This window comes from Actinoplanes aureus, from assembly GCF_015704865.1.
Classification (GTDB): Bacteria; Actinomycetota; Actinomycetes; order Mycobacteriales; family Micromonosporaceae; genus Actinoplanes; species Actinoplanes aureus.
Genome location: NZ_JADQTO010000003.1, coordinates 392,623 through 413,146, shown reverse-complemented (window position 1 = coordinate 413,146; position 20,524 = coordinate 392,623). Strand labels below are relative to the sequence as shown.

Below are 20,524 nucleotides of genomic sequence, written 5' to 3'. Positions count from 1 at the left end.
TATGGAGCGGTGATGACATCACCCGCCGCGCTCATCGATCTTCGTCACGCCACCGACCGGCGCCGGGCCGGCGGAAAGGCCGCCGTGCTGGCCGAGCTCGGCGCGGCGGGATTCGCGGTCCCACCCGGATTCGTGGTGACCGCGGCCGCCCTGGACGACCCCGGCTTCGATGCCGCCGTCGGCCGCGCGGCCCGGCGACTGCCGGCCGGCCGGTTCGCGGTGCGGTCCTCGGCACAGTCCGAGGACCTGCCCGGCGCCTCGTACGCCGGGCTCTACGAGACCTTTCTGGACGTGCCCGCCGACGGGCTCGCCGCCGCGATCCGCCGCTGTTTCGCCGCCGCCGGCGGCGACCGGGTACGCGCGTACCAGGATCACCGGCCGGGGTCGGCCGGCATGGCGGTGCTGGTCCAGACGATGGTCGACGCGGTGTCCGCGGGCGTGGCGTTCACCGCTGACCCGGTCACCGGGGACCGGCAGCGCACTGTCGTGACCGCCGTCGCCGGGCTCGGCGAACGGCTGGTCTCCGGCGACGCCGACGGGGAGCTGTGGACCGTCGCCGCCGGGGCCGCGCCCTCACTGACGCGGTCCGGTGCCGATGCGGTACTGGCCGGCGAACAGGCCGCGGCCGTCGCGAGCCTGGCGCGCCGGGTCGAGGACCGCTGTCGCCGGCCGCAGGACGTCGAGTGGGCCATCGACCGTGCCGGCGAGCTGTGGCTGTTGCAGGCCCGGCCGATGACCGCACTACCGGACCCGGTGACCTGGGCACCGCCCGGGCCCGGGCTGTGGATGCGCAATTTCCGGCTCGGCGAGTGGCTGCCCGAGGCGGTCACCCCGCTGTTCGCCACCTGGCTGCTGCCCGCCCTGGAGGACGGCTACCTCGACGGCATGAGCGACAGCATCGGCGTACGGGTGCCGTTCCGGTACGCGATCGTCAACGGCTGGTACTACAACGCCACCCCGCTGCTCAACCCGCGGCTGCTCGGTTCCGCGCTCGGGGCGGCCCGGATCCTCTACCACGCACTGTTCAACGTCAGCCGTGATCCGGCCGGCGCCGACCGGGCCGTGCTGGCCGGTCTGCACCGGGCGTGGCGCGATGAGCAGGCGCCCCGATACCGGCGCTGCGTCACGGCCGCCGCCGCCGAGGCCGCCACCGCGCGACCGGAACGGCTGATGCATCTGATCGACGCCATGGCCCGCGAAGCCGGCATCGCCCTGTGGTACCTGGCGATCGTCGGCGGGTCCGCCTGGAAGATGGAGGGCTGCCTGACCCGCTTCACGCGCCGCCACCTGGCCCAGGTCATACCGCGCGACGGCGGGGTTCACACGCTGCTCAGCGGCCTGCCCGGCGCGGTCGCCGACGTACCCGGGCACGCGGTCTACACCCTGGACTGGTACCACCCCACGGCGGGCGAGCTGCACGACACGCCCCCCGGTGCCGGACCCCGGACCACCAGCCTGGCGGCCCGGCGCGAGGACGCGGAGCGGCGGTGCACCGAGGCGCTCGCCGGCCGGCCACGACTGCTCGCCGAGTTCCAGCGGCTGCTGCGGGTGAACCAGCGCTACGCCGTGATCCGGGAAGCCCAGGCGCGCGAGCTCACCCTCGCCTGGCCGGTGCTGCGGGCCGGCGTACTCCGCCTCGGCGAACACCTCGGCCACTCCGCGGACGACATCTTCTTCCGCACCCGCGACGAGGTACGGGATGCCGTGGCCGGCGCGCCCGGCTCCCCGGCGGACGTGGTCACCAAGCGGCGAGCACGGTGGCAGCGTCAGCGGCGGCTCGTCGCCCCGCTGACCCTCGGCCGGCCGCCACGCCTGGTCGGTGACGTGATCGAACGCGCCGTCACCCAGGCCCGGGGACCGATCACCGGCACCGGCGACGTGCTCGTCGGTCACCCCGCCTCCGCGGGCCGCGCCACCGGTGTGGTCCGCGTGCTCGACGACGCGGCACAGTTCGCCTCGTTCGCCGACGGCGAGGTGCTGGTCGCCAAGGCCACCGCACCGGCGTGGACTCCGCTGTTCGGCCGGGCCGCGGCCGTGGTCACCGACACCGGCACGCTCGCCGCGCACGCCTCCCTCATCGCCCGCGAGTACGGCATCCCCGCCGTCGTCGGCACCGGCGACGCCACCCACCGGCTGCACACCGGACAGGTCGTCACCGTCGACGGCAGCGCCGGGACCGTCACGACGCGCCGTACTTGACCACAGCCGTTAGGTCAGCAAGTATTGACTCAATGAACGCTGAAGCTTCGTTGCGGGCGCGGGCCCGCGTCCACGCCGCCCTCGGCGAGCCGGCCCGCCTCGCGATCGTCGACGCGCTCACCCTCGGCGACGCCTCCCCCGGCGAGATCGCCCATGCGCTGACCATGCCGACGAACCTCGTCGCGCACCACGTCAAGGTGCTGCAAGAGGCGGGGCTCGTCGTGCGTACCCGATCTGAGGGCGACCGCCGCCGCACCTACCTGCGGCTCGAACCCGCGACACTGGCCGCACTGACCCCGCCCCCGCTGCGCGGCGCCGAGCGGGTGGTGTTCGTCTGCACGCACAACTCCGCCCGCTCCCAGATCGCCGCCGCGCTCTGGCGCGACCGCGTCGGCGGACCGGTCGCTTCCGCGGGCACCGAACCCGCCCGCCAGGTGCATCCCCGGGCGGTGCAGGTCGCACACCGGCACGGTCTGCACCTCGATCCCACCCGCACCAGTCACGTCCGTGACGTCGTACACGACGGGGATCTGGTCATCGCCGTCTGCGACAGCGCCCACGAAGATCTCACCGGGCCGATCCGGCCCCGGCTGCACTGGTCGGTGCCCGACCCGGCCCGCGCCGACACCGACGACGCCTTCGAGGCCGCCTACACCGATCTCGAAGGCCGCATCGAACGGCTCGCGCCGGTGCTCGGTCCGGCCACCCAACCATTACCCGGAGTCCCATCCTGATGTCTTCCATCGCACCCTGGCGGCGCCTGCTCGCCGAGTTCCTCGGCACCGCGCTGCTGGTCACCGCCGTCGTCGGCTCCGGCATCATGGCCACCACCCTCTCCCCCGGCGACGTCGGCCTGCAGCTGCTGCAGAACTCCATCGCCACCGCCTTCGCCCTCGGCGCGCTGATCCTCACCTTCGGCCCCATCTCCGGCGCCCATTTCAACCCGGTCGTCTCGGCCGCCGACTGGTTCCTCGGCCGGCGCACCGGGACCGGCTTGAAAGGCAAAGACCTGGCGGGGTACGCGTCGGCGCAGACCGCCGGAGCCATCGCCGGCTCGGTACTCGCCAACCTGATGTTCGACCTAGCCCCGGTCACCCTCTCCACGAAGGACCGCGCCGCCGGCCACCTCTGGCTCGGCGAAGTCGTCGCCACCACCGGTCTACTGCTGCTGATCTTCGCCCTCGGACGTTCCGGCCGCTCCGCCGTCGCCCCCGCCGCGGTCGGCGCCTACATCGGCGCCGCCTACTGGTTCACCTCCAGCACCAGCTTCGCCAACCCGGCCGTCACCATCGGCCGCGCCTTCACCGACACCTTCGCCGGCATCGCCCCCGCCTCGGTTCCGGGCTACGTCATCGCCCAGATCGCCGGCCTGGTTGTCGGCGCCGGCCTGCTGCTCGTGCTCTACCCGGGCGTCGGCGAGACCGCCGACACGCTGGTGGTCGAGCACCCGACCCCTCAAGGAAAGAGATCATGAGCGACACCAGACCCACCGTCCTGTTCGTCTGCGTCCACAACGCCGGCCGCTCCCAGATGGCCGCCGGCTGGCTGCGCCACCTCGCCGGCGACAAGGTCGAGGTCCGCTCCGCCGGCTCGGCGCCCGCCGAGACCATCAACCCGTCCGCGGTCGAGGCGATGCGCGAGGCCGGCATCGACATCACCGACCAGACCCCGGCCAAACTCACCTGGGACACCGCCCGGGAGTCCGACGTCATCGTCACCATGGGCTGTGGGGACGCCTGCCCGGTCTTTCCCGGCAAGCGCTACGAGGACTGGAAACTCGAGGACCCGGCCGGCAAGGGCGTCGACGCGGTACGGCCGATCCGCGACGAGATCAAGACCCGTGTCGAGGTGCTGCTGGCCGACCTCCTTCCGGTTCGTAACGGGTGACGATCGCGGCCGCGCGGTTACGCAGGGAAGCGCGCAACGACTGCGGGGTCAGGGCTTCCGCGTCCATGCCGAGCTGCCACAGCGCCCACTCGGCGTGCCACAGATCCTGGAACGTCACCTCCAGCCGCAGCCAGCCGTCCGCGTCGGGTTCCTCCGCGCGGACGGCCACCGCGGTGCTCAGCAGGTCCTCCCGCCGGGCCGGGTTCACCCGAACCAGCACGGCGATATGCCCGTCGGCCAGAAACCGCGCGCTGCGTTCCCGCCAGGCCCGGTCCAGGTCCACCCGGTCCGGTCGCTGTGCCGGTTCGGGAAGCTCCTCGGCGGCCAGCACCCGCGACAGCCGGTAGGTGCGGTCCGCGCCGGATCTGGTGGCCAGCAGGTAGGCCCGGTCTCGTACGGTGACCAGGCCGATCGGGTCCACCGTGCGCCACCGTGGTGCCTGTCCCGTGGCCGCGTAGTGGATGCGCAGCTTGTGTCCGGCGAGCACCGCGCGCCGCACCTCGATCATCGTCGTGCCGGGCACCTGCTCGGTGACGAGCCGGCGGGAGAGCAGGTCGGTCTCCGGCTCGACGAGAAACCGCTGGGCCGCGTCGCTCGCGCTCTCCGGCAGCGCGTCGACCACCTTGCGCATGGCCGAAGCGAGCGCCGAGCCGAGGCCGAACACCTGCTCGCCGCGCCCTGATCCGGCGGTCAGCAGGGCAAGGGCCTCGTCGTGGTTCAGTCCGGTGAGCTCGGTACGGAAGCCGGGCAGCAACGCGAAGCCGCCGTGCCGCCCGCGCTCGGCGTAGACCGGGACACCGGCCGCGGACAGCGCCTCGATGTCGCGCAGCACGGTACGGGTGGACACCTCCAGCTCACCGGCCAGCGTGTCGGCGGTCAACCGACCGCGCTGGCGCAACAGCAGGACCAGCGAGACCAACCGATCGGCGCGCATCCGAGAACCCTACCGAATACCCGACACAGGATGTCGTGATTCGTTGCGAGGCTCGTCAGCAGGACGTCAACGACGGATCGAATGGAGCTGATGTGGCAGTGCGACGAACGGCGGTCAACCCGTGGACGTGGTCGGTGGAGATGGGGTTCAACCAGGGCGAGATCGTCTCCGGGCAGACCCGCACCCTGTACTGCTCGGGACAGACCGCGATGAGCGGCGACGGCAAGCCGCAGCACGACGGTGACATGGCCGCTCAGCTGGCGTTGAGCCTGGACAACCTGGAGGCCGTGCTCGGCGAGGCCGGCATGTCCCTGGCGAACCTCGTCCGGCTCAACGTCTACACCACCGAGGTGGATCTGCTGTTCCCGCACTACGGCGTGCTGGCGTCGCGGTTGGGCGCCGCCGGGGTGGCACCGGCCACCACGATGCTCGGGGTGACACGGCTGGCGATCCCCGGCCAGATGGTCGAGCTCGAGGGAACCGCTGTGGCGTGACGCGCCCGGCTACCCGTGCCGGGTGAACCGGCACGGGTAGCCTGGCACGGCGCCACAGGTCGGTAAACTGCGAAGATGGTCCGGGATGAGCTGCTGCGGCTACGAGCGAGCGCGGCAGCCGAGGCGGCGACCCTGGCCCGGGATCTGGAGGCGCTGTTCGCCGCATCCCGGGATTCGAACGCCGACGACGAACACGATCCGGAAGGCGCCACCATCGGCTTCGAACGTGCGCAGCTGACCGCTCTGCTGAGCACCGCGCGGGAGCGGATCGCCGAGGTCGACGACGCGCTGCGCCGGGTGGACACGGCGACCTACGGCGTCTGCGAACGATGCGGGCAGCCGATCGCCGAGGAGCGACTCGTCGCACGACCGTTCGCCCGGCACTGCATGGCGTGCGCGTAGAACACCCCAGTCACTTCACAGGAGGCCGCCATGCGGATCGCCGTCACCGGAGGCACCGGCAAGCTCGGCCGGGCCGTAGTCGCCGACCTGCGCGAACACGGCAACGAGGTGGTGAACCTGGATGCGGCCGCGCAGCGCCCGGACATCCGGATCGACCTCACCGACTACGGACAGACGATCGAGGCGCTCACCGCGATCGACGACCGATACGACCGGATAGACGCGGTCGTGCACCTTGCGGCGATCCCCGCTCCCGGCCTGACCGCCAACGCCGCCACGTTCCAGAACAACATCACCGCCACGTACAACGTCTTCGCCGCCGCCCGGGCGGCGCGGATCACCAACGTGGTCTGGGCCTCGAGCGAGACCCTGCTCGGCATCCCGTTCGACACGCCGCCGCCGTACATCCCGCTGGACGAGGAATACCCGGCGCGCCCCGAGTCCCGGTACGCCCTGGCCAAACACCTGGAGGAGACCATGGCGGCGCAGTTCTGCCGCTGGGATCCCACACTGAAAATGATCGGGCTACGGTTCTCGAACGTCATGGAACCCGCGGACTACGCGGAGTTCCCCTCGTTCGACGAAGACCCGCACCTGCGCAAATGGAACCTCTGGGGTTACATCGACGCCCGCGACGGCGCGCAGGCCGTACGCAAGGCGCTTGCCTACGACGCCCCCGGCGTGGAGATCTTCATCATCGCGAACGCGGACACCGTGATGAGCCGTTCGTCGGCGAGCCTCGCGGCCGAGGTGTACCCGGACGTCCCGGTGACGAAGGACCTGGGCGAGCACGAGACCCTGCTCTCCATCGACAAGGCGCGGCGCCTGCTCGAGTACGAACCGCGGCACACCTGGCGCTGACCTACGCCGCCAAGGAGATGCGCTGCATGTCGGGGAACTGCGGGGTGGAGGAGACGACGAAGTTCCGGATGTTCGAACCGTTCAGCACCGAGAGTCCGGTGTTGATCAGGGGCACCGCGGCGGCGTCCCGCATCAGGCGTTCGTCCAGCCGGGCCCACTGAGCTTCCGCTTTGCGCCGATCCGGCTCGGCCAAGGCCCGGTCCATCGCGGCGTCCACGGCCGGATTGGCGTACTGGGACATGTTGTGTCCCCCGCCGGTCTCGCTGGACGCGAAGAGCGGCTGGAGGTTGCCTGCCGGGCTCGGGAAGTCGGCCAGCCAGCTGTAGAGGCACAGGTCGTAGTCGGTGTCCTTGCTGAGCGACGCCGCCAGGGCTGCGGCGGTGACCGGTTTCAGGGTCACCGTGATCCCGGCGCGCGCCAGGCCGCGCTGGATCGTCCCGGCCCTCTCCAGGGTGGCTTCGTCGTCCACGGTTCGCAGGGTGAGTTTCAGGTCCGGGTGGCCGGCGTCGGCCAGCAGCTTCCTGGCCTTGGGGACGTCGCCGGACGGGTCCGTGGCGTACAGGTTGTAGTCGACCCGTCCCGCCGTGCCGGGCGGCAGCAGGGTGGTGGCCACCCGGACGGCGCCGAGGGTGCCCCTGAGGGTCTCGCGGAAGGCCTGCTTGTCCACCGCGTACTGAATGGCCTGTCGCACCTTGAGCAGCTTCAGCGCGCCGCGGCGGGTGTTGACCGCCAGGTAGTTCAGCCGGTCCGGTCCGCCGTTGAGCACCCGCCCCCGCACGGCCGGGTCGCCGCGCACCTGCGCCATGTACTCCGGCGGGATGCCGCTCTGCGCGATGGCGTCGCGGTCGGCACCGCGGTCGGCGATCATCCGCTGGGCCTGGTCTTGCGCGCTGACGCCCAGTTCCATCACGATCCGGTCCGGCTCAGCGGTACGAACCTGGTCGGTGGCGCGATCCCAATGCGGATTACGGAGCAGCTCCAGCCTGATGCCCGGCTGGTACGCCCGGTACATGTAGGGACCGGAGGCGACCGGCCGGTCCCCGTAGGTGGCCGGGTCGTCGTCCCTGGCCTGCGGCACCGGCACGAACGCCGGCATGGAGGCGATCCAGGGCCACTCCTGATACGCCATGCGAAGGCGGAAGACGATGCGGCGCGGGTCGGGCGTCTCGATCGAAGCCAGCCGGGATCCCGCGTAAGGGCCACGGTAGTCAGCGCCGCCGGTCAGCAGGGCTTTGTGGTATCCGAGCCCGCCGGTGTGCTCGGGGGCGAAGGACCGCTCCACGCCGTACTTGATGTCGGCGGACGTGATCGGCGTGCCGTCCTCGTACTTAAGCCCGGCTTTGAGGGTGTAGGTCCACGTCCTCCCGCCGTCGCTGCTGCGACCCGTGTCGGTCGCCAGGTCCGGCACCACCCGGGTCGGCTCACCCGGCCGCACGTCCCAGGTGGTCAGCCGGCGGAGCACCAGGCCGTGCAGGCTGACCGCCGCCTGCGTGAGCACGGCCGGATCGTAATTGATTTCGGTTCGGGCGGTGAGAACGGTGAGCGTCCGGCCGGTCGCAGCGGACTCCAGCGCCGAGGCCGGTGCCGGCCCGGCGGACAGGACGCCCGAGGCGGTCAGGATCAGCGTGGCGAGACAGTGCCCTCTCATGGTTCCCCCGTGTGGATCTTACTGCGGAATTCCCGGCCCGGAACGAATCCGGGAAAAGGTCTGCGGGGATGTCGAGAACGCGTGAGCGGCTCCGTCCCAGGCGTGCAAGCAGCCCAACCGACGAGGAGTGACCACCATGCAACCGCACGAGATCACCGCAGTCCTGAACCGCCCGATCAGCCAGGAACTCCTGGCCCACGACCTGCTCCGCATGGCCTACGTCGCCAAGGACGGCACGCCCCGCAACATCCCGATCGGCTTCACCTGGAACGGATCGGAGATCGTCGTCTGCACCACGATCAACGCTCCGAAGCTGAACTCCCTGCGGCGCAACCCCGAGGTGGCACTGACGATCGACACCGAGGTGCACCCGCCGAAGCTGCTGCTCATCCGCGGCCGGGCGGAGCTGGACGTGGTGGACGGCATCCCGGAGGAGTATCTGCGGATGAACGGCAGCTACGAGATGACCCCCGAGCAGCGCGTCGATTGGGAGGCCGAGGTCCGCTCGCTCTACGACGGCATGGTCCGGATCGTCATCACCCCGACGTGGGTCAAGCTCATCGACTTCGAAACCAACCTCCCCACCCCGGTCGAGGAACTCGTCAAGCAGCGGGCCGAGCGCCAGCGCACCTGAACTCCGCTCTGACGGGCGAGATGTACGGAATACCGGACGCCAAGAGCCTCACCGGCTTTGAATGAGGAGGCACATGCGCTGAAGGCGGGAAAATGAACAGATCACGCACCACACTGCCGGTACTCGTAGTCCTGGCCGCACTCCTCGTGCCCTCGTCGTGGCTGGTCGGCGGCCATCCAGCGTCCGCCTCGCCCGGCACCACGGTGGATTCCGTGCTGGTCACCGGGAAGGGCGAGGTGTCCGGTACGCCCGACACGCTCGTCGTGGACTTCGCCGTGGAGACGAGCGCGTCCACGGTCAGCGAAGCCTTGGACAGCGCCACTTCGGCGGCCACCCGGATGCGAAGCGCGCTCGTTCGCGCCGGAATGGCAACCGCCGACCTGCAGACGTCGAACATGGGCATCAGCCCGACACGGAACGACGACGAAGTAGTCACCGGCTACACCGTGAGCCAGGGACTCACCGCGAAAGTCCGGAACCTGCCCCAGGCCGGAACCCTCATGTCCGCGGCCATCGCGGCCGGCGGCGACGCGGCGCGGCTGAACGGTGTGTCGTTCGTGATCGAGGACGACGCCGCCCTGCTCGCCGAAGCACGCCGCAAAGCGTTCGCCGACGCCCGCAGAAAGGCCGAACTGTATGCCCGCGAGGCAGGACGGTCGCTCGGCCGGGTCGTCAAGGTGAGCGAACAGACCCCTTCTGATGGGGGACCGGGCGAACCGTACCGCTTCATGGCGGCGGACTCAGAGGTTCCGGTCGAGCCGGGCCGGCAGCAGCTGGCGGTGTCCATCACCGTGGAATGGGCCTTCCAGCCGCTGCAATGAGGTGTGATCAACGAAGCGCCAGCTCCGACAGGCGTGACATCATCTTCCGCAGCTCGCGCTGGCAGCTGTCCCGGCACTCCTGAACGAGCGCCACCGGAACGCCGGCCGGCAGATCGACCCAGTGCTCCTGAGTGAGCCGGCAGGAGCCGGGCCCGAGCGACTCGATGGTGAGCGCACCGAAGGCCGGAACCGCGGACGCGAGGCTGCGCGTCACAGCACGCCGTCCCGGCTCCAGCTCGACCACCTCATGGAGGACGCCCCGCCGGCCGCCAGCCGTCCGCTGGATGAACACCTGAATCTCGCCGACACCGTGTGGACTACCGGGCAGGGTGACCCCGATCTCCGTGGTCTCGTCGATCACGACGGACGAGGCCGGGTCCCACATGAAGGACCACATCGCCGCGGCATCCCGCCGCAACTCCACCGATGCCGCCTCCTTGACCTGAACGGGCTTCGTCGTCGTCCTGATGACTTTGAGGAACGCAGGCATGGCCGACATGATCTCAAAACCGATGGCGTCGCTCTGCCCCGCACAGAGCCCGCCGCTCCCCACAGACTTGGTAGAGGTCTGATCGCCGGTCCCGCTCCTTCGGGGTACGCGCAACGGCGTCCCGCCGAAGCCGACCCGTCCCCGCTCTCCCAGCGCGAGCCAGGCCGCCCGTCCCGGCCCCAACGCGGCCGCCGGGAAACACCAGTCCGTCCCACTGCGCGAGGACCGGGCGCGGGTGTTCGCCACGCGGGCCGGTTGCGTCCGGCCGGTCGCTGCATGCCAGCAGCCGGAGTGCCTACTCCCGGTCTGCGGGGCCGGTTGCGGCCGGCCGGTCGTTGCCGGCCGCCCGCCCGGGCATGGCGGGTGTGGTGTGGATCAGCGAGACAGCCATCCGCGTCCCTCGTGACGCCCGTGCCGCGCGTAAAAGTCGGCCGCTCCGAGCGGTTGACACAACGATTTCGATCAAGGCGTGAGCTGCCTGTCTCAACGGCCGCCAGACAGCACCAACGTTGGGCCGGACAAGACCCTGACCGCGAAGGCTCGCTAGTGATGGGTGGATGCGCGGTGTCTGGTCTCGAGTGCTACGACCGCGACAGTTATTACGGTGACGGCGGCGAGTGTCGCGAGGGCGGGCAATTCGGCGCCCAGCCAGGCGAACGGGGCGACCAGCAGGGCCGCCGCCGGTTGGGCCGGGTCGAGGCGGCCGGTGGTGCGCCAGCGGAAGGCGGCCTGGGCGAACAGGTGCATGACCAGGCCGCCGACCAGCGCGGCCAGGGCGACGCCCTTGAGTGGGTCGGTCAGGGAGTGGGCCTGTTCGTCGCCGACGTATTCGAGGGCCTTCTTCAAGCCCAGCGCCAGCAGCACGATCCCGGCGACCAGCGGCAGGTGCAGGAAGCTGTAGGCGTCGCGGGCGAGACCGGCGCGCTTGTGCTCGGCGGTCGTGGTCAGAGCGTGTTCGCCGGCGGCGGCGCTGATGCCGAAGTAGGCCCACCAGAGGCCGCCGGCCAAAGCCAGGCCCAGGGTGGAGGCCGCCACGATGGGCCAGGAGATCGGCAGCCGGGCGACGCCGACGCCGATCGCCACGATCGACTCGCCCAGGGCGATGATGACGATGAGGCCGTGCCGTTCGGCGAAGTGGCCGGCGGAGCGGATCCGCCATCCGCGCGCCCCGCCGAAGTAGGTTCCGGCATAGTCGACGACCAGGGCGGCCACCCACAGCCATGTCCGCGTCGTGCCGTCGGTGGCGGCGGCGGCCAGCAGCAGTGCGGTGCCGGCCAGCATCGCGGGGGTGAACCGCAGCAACTGGCCGCGGAGCCCGGCGTCGCCTCGTGACAGGACGTAGAACAGCAGCAGGTGCAGCGCCCGGAAGGTGAAGTAGCAGACCGCGACGACCACGGGGCCGGACAGGCCGCCCGGGGCGTCGTCGAAGGCCTCCGGGATGGTCAGCGCCAGGACGAACATCACGGCCATCGCCGCGAACATGCCGAACCGCGCGATGCCCTGGTCGGCGCGGACCAGGTTGGCCAGCCAGGCGTACCCGGTCCAGCTCCACCACAGCAGAGCGACGACGAGCAGACCGCGGATCAGAGCGGTCCCGCTCAGCTGCGCCGCCATCGTGGCGGTGACCTGGGTCAGCGCGAAGACGAACACCAGGTCGAAGAAGAGTTCCAGAGGAGTGACAGAACTGGCCACCGGCATCGACTGTGCACGGAGCCGGACTTCATGGTGCTGACTCATTACGCGCCCCCCGTCGCAAAACCACTATGTAAGCATGTAATCGCCGTCGGCGGAGACCCCTGTGAGAGGGTGGTTCATGCCCTTGAGCGCGTTTCACCTCAGAGCTTCGGTGGCCGTGTCCGACATACAGCGAGCGGTCGCGTTCTACGAAGGCAAACTCGGCCTGGAGGTGCTGCAGTCCGGCCCCAGCGCCAGGATCCCCGGCGGGAGCCGCGTCTATGGCTCCGGTGGCGGGCCGGCGCTGAACGTCTACCAGTCGGTCACCGCCGGGACGACCGCGGCGACACTCGCCACGTGGTACGTCGACGACATCGACCAGATCGTCGACGAGCTCACCTCCGCCGGCGTCGAATTCACCCGCTACGCGGAGTTCGAGCACGACGCCAAGGGGATCACCGCTCGGGCCGGCGGTGGACGTATCGCGTGGTTCCAGGACCCGGACGGCAACACGTTCGCCATCGAGGCCGACGTCTGAGGTGGCCGGTATGACGCTTCCCACCAGGTGCTTCCGGCGTTTGCGACGAACGCGCCGCTAAAGTGGCACAGGTTGCCGCCGATCGACGGCGCGTGGTGTCGTGGGGAGCGGACTGGTGAGTCAGAGCGTGCTGGCATCGGCGGCGGGGGTCGCCGTTCAGGCAGGCCGGAGGCGTACGTTCGCGGTGATCTCGCACCCCGACGCCGGTAAGTCGACCATGACCGAGGCCCTCGCCCTGCACGCGCGGGTGATCGGGCAGGCCGGCGCGGTCCACGGCAAGGGTGACCGCCGGGGCGTGGTGTCCGACTGGATGGCGATGGAGCAGCAGCGAGGCATCTCGGTCACCTCGGCGGCGCTGCAGTTCTCCTACCGCGACACCGTGATCAACCTGCTGGACACGCCCGGGCACGCCGACTTCTCCGAGGACACCTACCGGGTGCTCACCGCGGTGGACAGCGCGGTCATGCTGCTGGACGCCGCCAAGGGCCTGGAACCGCAGACGCTCAAGCTGTTCGAGGTCTGCCGGCAGCGCCGGATCCCGGTCATCACCTTCATCAACAAGTGGGACCGGCCCGGCCATGACGCCCTCGCCCTGATGGACGAGATCGAGCAGCGGATCGGGCTGAAACCGACGCCGCTGACGTGGCCGGTGGGCATCGCCGGGCAGTTCCACGGCGTGATCGACCGCCGCACCGGCGTCTTCACCCGGATGCAGCGCTCCCCCGGCGGCGCCGACCTCGCCATCGAGGAGGAGATGAGCGCGGCCGACGCCGCCGAGCGGTACGGCGCGGACTGGGACACCGCGTCCGAGGAGCTGGACCTGCTGGAGATGACCGGCGCCGACCACGACCAGGCCGCGTTCCTCGCCGCGACCAGCACGCCGGTGCTGTTCGGCGCGGCCGTCGCCAACCTCGGGGTACGCCAGCTGCTGAACATCCTGGTGGAGCTCGCGCCGGCGCCGACCGCCCAGCCCACCGTCGCCGGCACGGACCAGCCGGTGGACGGCACGTTCTCCGGATTCGTCTTCAAGATCCAGGCGAACATGAACCGTGCCCACCGCGATCAGGTCGCCTTCATGCGAATCTGTTCCGGCCGTTTCGAACGCGGCATGGTCGTCACCCACGCGGGCACCGGCAAGCCGTTCGCCACCAAATACGCCCAGCAGATGTTCGGGCAAGCCCGCGACACGATCGACGAGGCGTACCCGGGTGACGTGGTCGGGCTGGTCAACGCCACCGCGCTCGGCATCGGTGACACCCTGTACGTCGGCGCTCCGGTCCAGTACCCGCCGCTGCCGTCGTTCCCGCCGGAACACTTCGCCGTGGTCCGCACCTCCGACACCTCGGCCTTCAAGCGCTTCCGCCGCGGCATCGAGCAACTCGACGGCGAGGGTGTCGTCCAGGTGCTGCGCTCCGAGCAGCGCGGCGACCAGGCACCGGTGCTCGCCGCCGTCGGCCCGATGCAGTTCGAGGTCGCCACCCACCGCCTCGAGGCCGAGTTCGGGGTACGCGTGCAACTGGACCACCTGCCGTACGAGGTGGCCGCCCGCACCGACGCCGCCGGCCGCGAGATCCTGAAGAAGGAGTCGAACGTCGAGGTCATGACCCGGGTACGCGATGACGCCCTGCTCGCCGTGTTCCCGCACCGGTGGCGGATGCGCACGATCGCCGGCCGGCACCCCGACCTGCGGCTCGACGCCTGACGCCCGGCGCTCACTCGCTCAGGTGAGCGCCGATCTCGGACTCGCTGACCCGGGCCGGTTCCAGCACGCGGTGCAGGAACTCCCGGGTGCGCTCCTCGGTGGGCGAGCCGAACACCTCCGCTGGCGGGCCCTGCTCGACGATCACGCCGTCGTCCATGAAGACGACGCGGGAGGCGACCTCGCGGGCGAAGGCCATCTCGTGGGTGACCACGAGCATGGTCATGCCCTCGGCCGCCAGGCCGCGCATCACCGCGAGGACCTCGCCGACCAGTTCCGGGTCCAGTGCGCTGGTCGGCTCGTCGAAGAGCATCAGCTGCGGATCCATCGCCAGGGCGCGGGCGATGGCGACGCGTTGCTGCTGACCGCCCGACAGCTGCGCGGGATAGGAGTCGGCCTTCTCGGCGAGGCCGACCCGGTCGAGGTTCTCCGCCGCGATCCGGCCGGCCTCGGCGCGGCTGCGTTTGAGTACGCGGCGCTGGGCGATCGTGACGTTCTCCCGGACGGTGAGGTGACCGAACAGGTTGAACTGCTGGAAGACCATGCCGATGCCGCGGCGTACGGCGTCGATGTCGCAGTCCGGGTCGGTGACCTCGACGCCGGCCACCCGGATCGAGCCGGAGGTCGGTTCCTCGAGGAGGTTCACGCAGCGCAGCAGCGTGGACTTGCCGGAACCGGACGGGCCGATGACGCAGACCACCTCGCCCGGTTCGACCGACAGATCGATGCCGCGCAGCACCTCCAGCTTGCCGAAGGACTTGTGCAGGTCGCTGATCTCGATGGTGGACATACCGGTTACCTCTCCCTCCCGGCCCGGCGCTCCAGCGCGCGGACGACCTGTGACAACGGCAGGGTGATCACCAGGTAGAGCAGCCCGGCCACCACCAGCGGTGTCGGGTTGACCCGCGTGTTGAGCGTGTCCCCGGCGAACTTGGTCAGTTCGATCGTCGACGAGGTGACGCCGAGGACGTACACCAGGGAGGTGTCCTTGGTCAGCAGGATGATCTCGTTGGTCAGCGGCGGGATGACGATGCGGAAGGCCTGCGGCAGCACGATGGAGACCATCGCGCGGGTGTGCGACATGCCGAGCGTACGAGCCGCCTCGAGCTGGCCCTTCGGGACGGCCTGGATGCCGGCGCGGAGGGTCTCGGCCATGTAGGCCGCCGCGGTGAGACCGAGGCCGATGGTGACCGAGCCGTAGACACCGCCGGGAATCTCCCGGTCCGGAAAGGCCAGGGGTACGCCGTAGCCGACCATGAACAGCACCAGCAGCGAGGGCAGCCCCCGGAACAGTTCGATGTAGGCGGTGGCGAACCAGCGGTACGGCAGGATCGACGACAGCCGCATCAGCGCGAGGACCAGCCCGACCGTCAGTCCGAACGCGAACGCCAGCAGGGTGTAGACGATCGTGTTGCGCAGCGCGACGGTGATCGCCTCGGGGAACATGCCCTGAGCGATGTCGCGCCGGAAGAACGCCTCGGACAGGCTCCCCCAGTCCGCGGCCGCCACCACGGCCAGGATCGCCAGCCCGAAGACGACGTAGCCGGCGACGCGGATGATCCGTCGCCGCCGGCGTGGAGTCAGCTTCATATGAGAGATCAACCGACCGGCTTCTCGCCGATCCACTGCGCATAGATCTTGTCGTACGTGCCGTCCGCGCGCGCCGCCGCGATGGCCTCGTTGACGGTCTTGAGCAGCTGCGCGTTGCCCTTCTTGACGGCGAACCCGTACTGCTCGCCGGTGTCGAAGCCGGCCGCGACGACGACCTTGCCCGGGTTGGCCTTGATGTACTCGTTCCAGACCGGCAGGTCGTTGACGGCGCCCTCGATCTGGTTGGTGGCCAGCGCCTGCTGCAGCGCCGCGAGGTCCCGGTAGGAGACCACCTTGATGTCCAGGCTCTTCTCCTTGACCTGGCCGTTGATGTACTCCTCGCCGGTGGTGCCGCCCTGCACCCCGAGGCGCTTGCCCACCAGCTCTTCGAGGGTCTTGACCTCCTTGCCGGTCTGCGTGGCGAGCGCCTGGGTGGCGTCGAAGTACGGCTCGGAGAAGTCCAGCACCTTCTTACGCTCGTCGGTGATGGTCATGCCGGCCGCGGCCACGTCACACTTGCCGGAGTTGAGGTCGGCGCCGGACTTGATGCCCTCGAACGGCGTGTCCACGATCTCCTGCGTCACGCCGAGTTTCGCGGCGACCAGGTCGATGAGCGCGACGTCGAAACCGACGACCTTGCCGGTCTGGTCCTTCGACTGGAACGGCGCGTACGGAAGGTGCGTGCAGGTGGTCAGCGCCCCGGCCTTGATCAGCGTCACGCCGCTCTCGGTGGTGCCGCCGGTGTCCTCCTTGGCGCAGCCCGCGGCCCCGCCGATCACCAGCATCGTGGCGGCCGCCAGCGTGGCCGCCTGACGAGCATGTCTCAGCATCTTCATGTACCTCTCCCCGGTTCCGCCCCACGCCCGCAGCGGGGCCATGTCAGGCTAATCCACTGCGTTGAATATCTCGCGGAGGCGGGTGTCAGCAGTTCCAGTCGCCCCACCGCCACACCTTCCACGTGCCTTTCGGCCGTCCGTGGTACTCGCATCCGCCGCCGCTGGCGCCGCCGCCGCTGACGGTTCCGCCACTACCGCCGCCGGAGGAGTTGTTCCACGGCCGCTGCACGTAGCACAGTCCGGTCCGGCCGGATCCGGGCTTCTTCGTCGGCGGTTCACCGACCGCTTCGGTCATGGACAGCAGGCCGTAGAAGCGGGCGCCGTCGGCGTCGTCCGGGCCGAGCAGAGTGCTGTTCCACTCCTCGGTGTAGTTGTCCCGGGCCCGGCCGACATTGTCGTACGCGTGCCACATCGCGACGTTGACCCAGTTGTCGCTGGCGCCGTCCGGGGCGGCCAGTGCCGCTTCCTTGTAGCTGGTGTGCGGCAGGGAGACGAGCGCGTCGGCGATCGCCCGCCCGGGGTCGAACGCCTCGACCTGAGCCCACAACTTGTCGGCCCGCGCGTTGCGCGCGGTGTTGTCGAGCTCGAAACCGTTCTTACGTTTCGGGCGCCGCAGATATTCGATCTTTTCCCGGGTGGCGGTGATGGTCAGGAACGTCTTCGCGTACGTGCCGCACCACTTCGCGGGTGTCATCTTGACGCCGGCCGGCAGGGCCAGAGCCGACGGTGCCGGGCTGGGCTTGACCGTCGGTGGCGGAGGGGGCGCGTAAGTGAACGCCGGAGGGGCGGACCAGGTGAACGCCGGCACCGGCAACGCGGCCGGTTTCGGCGGGTTCTCCTGCGACTTCCCGCAGATCACCACGATGAGCGCGAAGATGCCGATGCCCCACACCACGTTCTTGTTCAACACTTCTCCCGAGCCCAGCACCCTCACCATGATCATCAAGGGTGGGCAGGAGCGTATCGCACCGGAGGAAAGACTCGTGTCGCCGTACACGATGGGTCGTTGAATCGCGAAATCCACCCGCCGGCAAAAAGCAAAGGCAAGGAGAATTCTCTCCTTGCCCTTTCTAAGCTATAGCGCACCGGGGGGCTTGCGGCAAGCCCCGGGTCGTGACGCAGAATCGTCCACCGAAGCCACAACCTGCGAGAACAGAACCGAGGAAAGGCAACAGCAATTTGAGTACGCGAGACCCGGCAGCCTCGGAGGTAACGCAAGTGATCGAGCAGTACGTGTTGGGTCTTGACGAGGTCGACCAGACGCGGACCCACCTCGTCGGCGGCAAGGGCGCGCACCTGGGCGCGCTGTCCCGGATCGACGGAGTCCGCGTGCCCGCGGGCTTCTGTGTGACGACGGACGCGTTCCGGCGGATCCTGGCGGAGGCACCGTCGATCGACGACCGGCTCGATCGGCTGTCGCGGCTGAACCCGGATGACCGGGAGGCGATCCGCGTGCTCAGCGCGGAAGTCCGCCAGGCCATCGAAGGGACCGCGATCCCCGGCGACCTCGCTGCGACGATCACCCAGGCGCTCGCCCGTCTCGGCGCGGACGCCGCCTGCGCCGTCCGGTCCAGCGCCACGGCGGAGGACCTGCCGACGGCCTCCTTCGCCGGCCAGCAGGACACCTACCTGAACGTCACCGGGGCGGTCGTCGTCGACCACGTCCGCCGGTGCTGGGCGTCGCTGTTCACCGAGCGGGCCGTGACCTACCGCCTGCGGAACGGCTTCGACCACCGCAAGGTGCACATGGCCGTGGTCGTGCAGCGGATGGTCCTCCCGCAGGCCGCCGGCATCCTGTTCACGGCCGACCCGGTCACCGGCAACCGGAGGGTCTCCACCGTGGACGCCGGCTTCGGCCTCGGCGAGGCTCTGGTCTCCGGGCTGGTGAACCCGGACGTCTTCAAGGTGCGCGACGGCGAAGTCATCGCCCGGACGATCGCCGCCAAGCAGCGCGCCGTCGTGCCGCTGCCGGACGGCGGGACGCGGGAGGTCACGGTCGACCCGCGGCGGCAGGAGCAGCCGGCGCTGACGGACGCGCAGGTGGTACGGCTCGAGCGGCTCGGGCGGCGGATCGAAGCCCACTTCGGCCGCCCTCAGGACATCGAGTGGTGCCTGGCCGACGACGATTTCCAGATCGTCCAGAGCCGGCCGATCACCACGCTGTTCCCCATCCCGGAGGCCGCCGACCAGGAGAATCACGTCTACGTCTCGGTCGGCCACCAGCAGATGATGACCGACCCGATGAAGCCCCTGGGATACTCCTGCTGGCAGCTGATGGCCATGGTGGCGATGCACGAGGCCGGCGGTCGGCTGTTCGTCGACGTCACCCGGAGCCTGGGCTCGCCCGCGAGCCGCGCCCACCTCCTGGACCTCTCCGGGAGATCCGATCCGCTGGTCAGGGACGCGTTGCAAACCGTGCTCGACCGCGACGGCTTCGTCCCGTCGCTGCCGGACGCGGCTCCCGGCGGGCGGCCGGCCGGCGGCCCGCCCGCCCCGATCGAGACCGATCCGGCCATCGTCTCCGAGCTGATCGAGCGGAGCCGGCAGTCCATCGCCGCCCTGCGGCACGACATCCGGGCGAAGTCCGGACCGGCGCTGTTCGACTTCCTGCTCGAGGACATCCAGGAACACAAGAAGGCCCTCCGCGATCCGGTGAACATGCAAGCGATCATGGCGGGGATGGAGGCCACGTGGTGGCTCAACGACCAGCTGGAGGAGTGGCTGGGCGAGAGGAACGCCGCTGACACGCTCACGCTGTCCGCCCCCGGCAACGTCACGTCGGAGATGGGGCTGGCGCTGCTCGACGTCGCGGACGTGATCCGCCCGCATCCGCGGGTGGTGGCCTTCCTGCAAGGCGTCGAGGACGACGGCTTCCTGGACGAACTGCCGAAGCTGCCCGGCGGGACCGAGGCGCGCGAGGCCATCGAGGCCTACCTCGACCGGTACGGCATGCGCTGCGTCGGCGAGATCGACATCACCCGGCCGCGCTGGAGCGAGCACCCCGCGACCCTCGTGCCGGTGATCCTCGACAACGTCCGGACCTTCGCGCCGGGCGAGGCCGAGCGGCGCTTCGAGCACGGGCGGCGGGAGGCGGCGAAGAAGGAACAGGACGTGCTGTCCCGCCTGCGGGCCCTGCCGGACGGGGAGGAGAAAGCCGGCGAGGCCAAGCGGATGATCGACCGGGTCCGGACCTTCATCGGCTACCGGGAGTACCCGAAGTACGTCATCATCAGCCGCTATTTCGTCTACAAGCAGGCGTTGCTGGCGGAGGCCGAAGGTCTCGTGCGGGCCGGCGTGCTCGCTGCGAAGGAGGACGTCTTCTACCTCACCCTCCAGGAGTTCCACGACGCCGTACGCACTCATCGGGTGGACGACCAGCTCATCCGACGGCGTGAGGAGGCGTTCCGGTCGTACCAGGCGCTCACACCGCCCCGGGTCCTCACCTCGGACGGCGAGGCCATCTCCGGGGAGTACCGGCGCGACGACGTGCCGGCCGGTGCCCTGGCCGGCCTGCCGGTCTCCGCCGGGACCGTCGAGGGCCGGGCCCGCGTCATCCTGGACATGGCGCAGGCCGACATCGAGCCGGGCGACATCCTGGTCACCGCCTACACCGACCCGAGCTGGTCGCCCCTGTTCGTCGCGGTCGCGGGCCTGGTCACCGAGGTGGGCGGGCTGATGACCCACGGCGCGGTGATCGCCCGGGAGTACGGCTTGCCGGCCGTCGTCGGCGTGGAGCAGGCGACCCGGCTGATCCGGGACGGGCAGCGGATCCGCGTGCACGGGGCCGGCGGGTACGTCGAGCTTCTGTCGTGAACCG

At 70.2% G+C, this 20,524-nt stretch carries 20 protein-coding genes; 12 read left to right on the top strand and 8 right to left on the bottom strand.

What is annotated here, in order from left to right; genetic code table 11:
- The first annotated feature begins 12 nt into the window (after nucleotides 1-12).
- From I4J89_RS07775 to I4J89_RS07760, 4 genes are read left to right on the top strand one after another with little or no spacing between them, the layout of a single operon-like run.
- Nucleotides 13-2,199 carry a PEP/pyruvate-binding domain-containing protein gene (locus tag I4J89_RS07775; RefSeq protein ID WP_196413151.1) on the top strand — a complete coding sequence of 729 codons (2,187 nt, stop codon included), beginning with the start codon at nucleotides 13-15 and terminating at the stop codon, nucleotides 2,197-2,199.
- A gap of 32 nt (nucleotides 2,200-2,231) precedes the next feature.
- Nucleotides 2,232-2,933: an arsenate reductase/protein-tyrosine-phosphatase family protein gene (locus I4J89_RS07770; protein ID WP_196413150.1), complete on the top strand. Its 702-nt coding sequence runs from the start codon at nucleotides 2,232-2,234 to the stop codon at nucleotides 2,931-2,933.
- The gene (locus I4J89_RS07765) at nucleotides 2,933-3,673 is read left to right on the top strand and encodes an aquaporin (RefSeq protein ID WP_196413149.1); all 741 of its coding nucleotides are present in this window, start codon (nucleotides 2,933-2,935) and stop codon (nucleotides 3,671-3,673) included. Before I4J89_RS07770 ends, I4J89_RS07765 begins: the two co-directional genes overlap by 1 nt.
- Complete coding sequence (locus I4J89_RS07760) at nucleotides 3,670-4,086, top strand: arsenate reductase ArsC (RefSeq protein ID WP_196413148.1); 417 nt, start codon at nucleotides 3,670-3,672, stop codon at nucleotides 4,084-4,086. Before I4J89_RS07765 ends, I4J89_RS07760 begins: the two co-directional genes overlap by 4 nt.
- Here the strand turns inward: I4J89_RS07760 and I4J89_RS07755 are convergent.
- Entirely contained in the window at nucleotides 4,031-5,020 is a 990-nt protein-coding gene (locus I4J89_RS07755; RefSeq protein WP_196413147.1) for a helix-turn-helix transcriptional regulator, read from the bottom strand. The two genes, I4J89_RS07760 and I4J89_RS07755, sit on opposite strands and share 56 nt — an antisense overlap.
- 92 nt (nucleotides 5,021-5,112) lie before the next feature.
- Between I4J89_RS07755 and I4J89_RS07750 the strand changes: the two genes are divergently transcribed.
- From I4J89_RS07750 to I4J89_RS07740, 3 genes are all read left to right on the top strand, one after another.
- Nucleotides 5,113-5,514 (top strand): RidA family protein, encoded by a 402-nt coding sequence (locus I4J89_RS07750; RefSeq protein ID WP_309238229.1) that lies wholly within the window; start codon nucleotides 5,113-5,115, stop codon nucleotides 5,512-5,514.
- A 75-nt stretch (nucleotides 5,515-5,589) separates the two neighbouring features.
- A complete protein-coding gene (locus I4J89_RS07745) occupies nucleotides 5,590-5,916 on the top strand; it encodes a TraR/DksA family transcriptional regulator (protein ID WP_196413146.1) in 327 nt (108 codons plus the stop codon).
- A 30-nt stretch (nucleotides 5,917-5,946) separates the two neighbouring features.
- Complete coding sequence (locus I4J89_RS07740) at nucleotides 5,947-6,777, top strand: NAD-dependent epimerase/dehydratase family protein (RefSeq protein WP_196413145.1); 831 nt, start codon at nucleotides 5,947-5,949, stop codon at nucleotides 6,775-6,777.
- A gap of 1 nt (nucleotide 6,778) precedes the next feature.
- Here the strand turns inward: I4J89_RS07740 and I4J89_RS07735 are convergent, their stop codons facing one another.
- A complete protein-coding gene (locus tag I4J89_RS07735) occupies nucleotides 6,779-8,425 on the bottom strand; it encodes an ABC transporter substrate-binding protein (RefSeq protein WP_196413144.1) in 1,647 nt (548 codons plus the stop codon).
- Between the two features lie 136 nt (nucleotides 8,426-8,561).
- On the opposite strand from I4J89_RS07735, the gene I4J89_RS07730 reads away from it, so the two are divergent.
- Nucleotides 8,562-9,059, top strand: coding sequence for a pyridoxamine 5'-phosphate oxidase family protein (locus I4J89_RS07730; RefSeq protein WP_196413143.1), 498 nt, complete (start codon nucleotides 8,562-8,564; stop codon nucleotides 9,057-9,059).
- Nucleotides 9,060-9,151: 92 nt separating this feature from the next.
- The gene (locus I4J89_RS07725; protein WP_196413142.1) at nucleotides 9,152-9,880 is read left to right on the top strand and encodes an SIMPL domain-containing protein; all 729 of its coding nucleotides are present in this window, start codon (nucleotides 9,152-9,154) and stop codon (nucleotides 9,878-9,880) included.
- A gap of 7 nt (nucleotides 9,881-9,887) precedes the next feature.
- Here the strand turns inward: I4J89_RS07725 and I4J89_RS07720 are convergent, their stop codons facing one another.
- Complete coding sequence (locus I4J89_RS07720; protein ID WP_196413141.1) at nucleotides 9,888-10,370, bottom strand: SRPBCC family protein; 483 nt, start codon at nucleotides 10,368-10,370, stop codon at nucleotides 9,888-9,890.
- 543 nt (nucleotides 10,371-10,913) lie between these two features.
- A complete protein-coding gene (locus tag I4J89_RS07715) occupies nucleotides 10,914-12,062 on the bottom strand; it encodes a low temperature requirement protein A (protein ID WP_309238228.1) in 1,149 nt (382 codons plus the stop codon).
- Between the two features lie 160 nt (nucleotides 12,063-12,222).
- Between I4J89_RS07715 and I4J89_RS07710 the strand changes: the two genes are divergently transcribed.
- Nucleotides 12,223-12,582 (top strand): VOC family protein, encoded by a 360-nt coding sequence (locus tag I4J89_RS07710; protein WP_309238227.1) that lies wholly within the window; start codon nucleotides 12,223-12,225, stop codon nucleotides 12,580-12,582.
- 115 nt (nucleotides 12,583-12,697) lie between these two features.
- Nucleotides 12,698-14,284: a peptide chain release factor 3 gene (locus I4J89_RS07705; protein WP_196413138.1), complete on the top strand. Its 1,587-nt coding sequence runs from the start codon at nucleotides 12,698-12,700 to the stop codon at nucleotides 14,282-14,284.
- Nucleotides 14,285-14,294: 10 nt separating this feature from the next.
- On the opposite strand, the gene I4J89_RS07700 is transcribed toward I4J89_RS07705, so the two are convergent.
- From I4J89_RS07700 to I4J89_RS07685, 4 genes are all read right to left on the bottom strand, one after another.
- Nucleotides 14,295-15,071 (bottom strand): amino acid ABC transporter ATP-binding protein, encoded by a 777-nt coding sequence (locus I4J89_RS07700; protein WP_196413137.1) that lies wholly within the window; start codon nucleotides 15,069-15,071, stop codon nucleotides 14,295-14,297.
- A 5-nt stretch (nucleotides 15,072-15,076) separates the two neighbouring features.
- Nucleotides 15,077-15,871, bottom strand: coding sequence for an amino acid ABC transporter permease (locus I4J89_RS07695; protein ID WP_196413136.1), 795 nt, complete (start codon nucleotides 15,869-15,871; stop codon nucleotides 15,077-15,079).
- A gap of 8 nt (nucleotides 15,872-15,879) precedes the next feature.
- On the bottom strand, nucleotides 15,880-16,707 hold the full coding sequence (locus tag I4J89_RS07690; RefSeq protein ID WP_196413135.1) for a basic amino acid ABC transporter substrate-binding protein: 828 nt from the start codon (nucleotides 16,705-16,707) through the stop codon (nucleotides 15,880-15,882).
- A gap of 85 nt (nucleotides 16,708-16,792) precedes the next feature.
- Nucleotides 16,793-17,644 (bottom strand): hypothetical protein, encoded by an 852-nt coding sequence (locus I4J89_RS07685; RefSeq protein ID WP_196413134.1) that lies wholly within the window; start codon nucleotides 17,642-17,644, stop codon nucleotides 16,793-16,795.
- Between the two features lie 281 nt (nucleotides 17,645-17,925).
- On the opposite strand from I4J89_RS07685, the gene rph reads away from it, so the two are divergent.
- On the top strand, nucleotides 17,926-20,520 hold the full coding sequence (gene rph / locus I4J89_RS07680) for a rifamycin-inactivating phosphotransferase (RefSeq protein WP_196413133.1): 2,595 nt from the start codon (nucleotides 17,926-17,928) through the stop codon (nucleotides 20,518-20,520).
- The last annotated feature ends 4 nt before the right edge of the window (nucleotides 20,521-20,524 follow it).